Below are 1,757 nucleotides of genomic sequence, written 5' to 3'. Positions count from 1 at the left end.
TCACCCCGCTGATCCTGCACGGCGGCATGCCGCCGGCCGAGCGCGCCCGGGTCCGTTCTGCCCTGGCCCAGGAGCACGACGAACCGCTGGTGCTCCTGGCGATCGACAAACTCGCCGGCGAGGGCTTCGACGCACCACGCCTCGACACCCTCTTCCTGACCAGCCCCATCTCGTTCAAGGGACGCGTCATCCAGCAGGTCGGCCGAATCATGCGCAACACCGAAGCACGGAAGTCCCACGTCGAGACCCACGACTACCTCGACGCCGACGTCCCCCTCCTGGAACGCATGCACCACAAGCGCCGCCGCATCCTCGAACGCCGCGGCTTCACAGCCACCACGCCAGAGCACCTGCCGCCCACACCGGCCCGCATACCTGTCCCCACCGCCCGGCGGCCCCGGTCCGTAGCTGCGGCGCCGAACGTGGCCGAGGTGCGGGCCTGGGCCCGCGAACAGGGCATGGACATACCACCACGCGGCAGACTCCGCGCACAGATCTGGGACGCCTGGCACGCCACCCACCCGGCCACCGGCGGACAGGACACCCGCCCCACCACGTAGCCGCCGACGATCACCAAGACAACCGATACCTCACTCGCTGTCACCGCCTTGACCGAGGAGGAGCCACCGATTGCTCACCATCCACCAACACCGTCGCTGCTCACCACGCCCGGATTTCCCGCATATCCGCAGGACCCAGTGCCAACGAAGCCGCGGACCCTACACGCAAGACCCTGTAGCCGAAGGGCACGCAGAAACGCGCGGTACGCGCTACCGGCTGGAGGCAACGTCCCCAGCCACGTAGGCGAGCAGTTCACTCAGGGATGCCCCGTTGGGCGCGGGCGGCCGGGTGCGCCACTTCCCCGGCGTTTCCCGGACCATCTGCCCGGAACCACGTGTGCGTGCTGGGCCAGGCCGTCGTCCACGGCGGCCACTTCCCCGTCCTGAGCACGTCCGGTGACGACGACCGGCCCCATGGATCGGGTACAGGGCGATGCCTCGACGTGCGCTCGCCAGGGCCCATGCGGTGATGTTCTGCATGAGCCCCAGCACGCCTCCGCCTCCGTGCATGTGCAGGAGGGCCCGCCGGTGGTGCACGCCTTGATCAAGGCCGCCGGTCGTTCCGATGTGGGATCAGGTCGGCGTGCGCGGGCGAGACCGCGGTCATGATGTCCCTCATCCGGCCCTCGTCCGAGGTCCCCTCCGGGCCGGCCCGTTCGGCCCGTCCAAGGCCCTCGAAGAGTTTGCGCCGGAGCATGGCCGACGCCGGGTTGGAGTGCTGATCATCCATGCAGACAGCGTCAGGCCAGTCCCCTGTGGACAGACTCCGGCGAGCAGCGCCCCGGCGTCGTATGGGCGGCCGGGTGGTCGGCTCTCACTACTGCGCGGGCGGGACGGGCGAATCCGCGTCGTCCGTGTCCACAAGCCGGCCAGCCAGGTCAACGACGAGATCCACGGCCGAGCCAAGGGCATCCACGTGGTGTCCGACAGCTCTCCATGCCTCCCGCAACACCTTCTCCAGCCATGCGATGTGGCGGGACAGGTCCTTCACCTCCTCGGTGAGCTGACGTATTTCCTCCCGTCTCAGGCCGAGTGCCGCCAACGCTTGATTTCGCAGGGAGTTGAGTTGCTCGATCTTCATGGCGTGGCGGCGGTGAGCGTCGGCCAGTTCCGCCGCGAGCCCTGTGGCCTTGTCCTCGGCTTCTGCCAGTCGGTCCCGAAGATCCCCCATCTCCTCCTGTGTCCGGTACAGGAGCA

General features: G+C 68.7%; 3 protein-coding genes. 1 reads left to right on the top strand and 2 read right to left on the bottom strand.

Going from position 1 to position 1,757, the window contains the following annotated elements; all coding sequences use genetic code 11:
- A partial coding sequence (locus tag F7R91_RS41705; RefSeq protein ID WP_331000744.1) for an Lsr2 family DNA-binding protein occupies positions 1-560 on the top strand: 560 nt, incomplete at its 5' end.
- A gap of 544 nt (positions 561-1,104) precedes the next feature.
- On the opposite strand, the gene F7R91_RS41700 is transcribed toward F7R91_RS41705, so the two are convergent.
- Both F7R91_RS41700 and F7R91_RS41695 read right to left on the bottom strand, forming a co-directional pair.
- Positions 1,105-1,290 (bottom strand): hypothetical protein, encoded by a 186-nt coding sequence (locus tag F7R91_RS41700; protein WP_150959081.1) that lies wholly within the window; start codon positions 1,288-1,290, stop codon positions 1,105-1,107.
- Positions 1,291-1,377: 87 nt separating this feature from the next.
- A partial coding sequence (locus F7R91_RS41695; protein WP_225321138.1) for a coiled-coil domain-containing protein occupies positions 1,378-1,757 on the bottom strand: 380 nt, incomplete at its 5' end.

The organism is Streptomyces luteolifulvus (genome assembly GCF_008806595.1).
GTDB classification, from domain to species: domain Bacteria; phylum Actinomycetota; class Actinomycetes; order Streptomycetales; family Streptomycetaceae; genus Streptomyces; species Streptomyces luteolifulvus.
The sequence above is the reverse complement of the archived record's forward strand: the minus strand, read 5'-3'. Positions and strand labels throughout refer to the sequence as shown.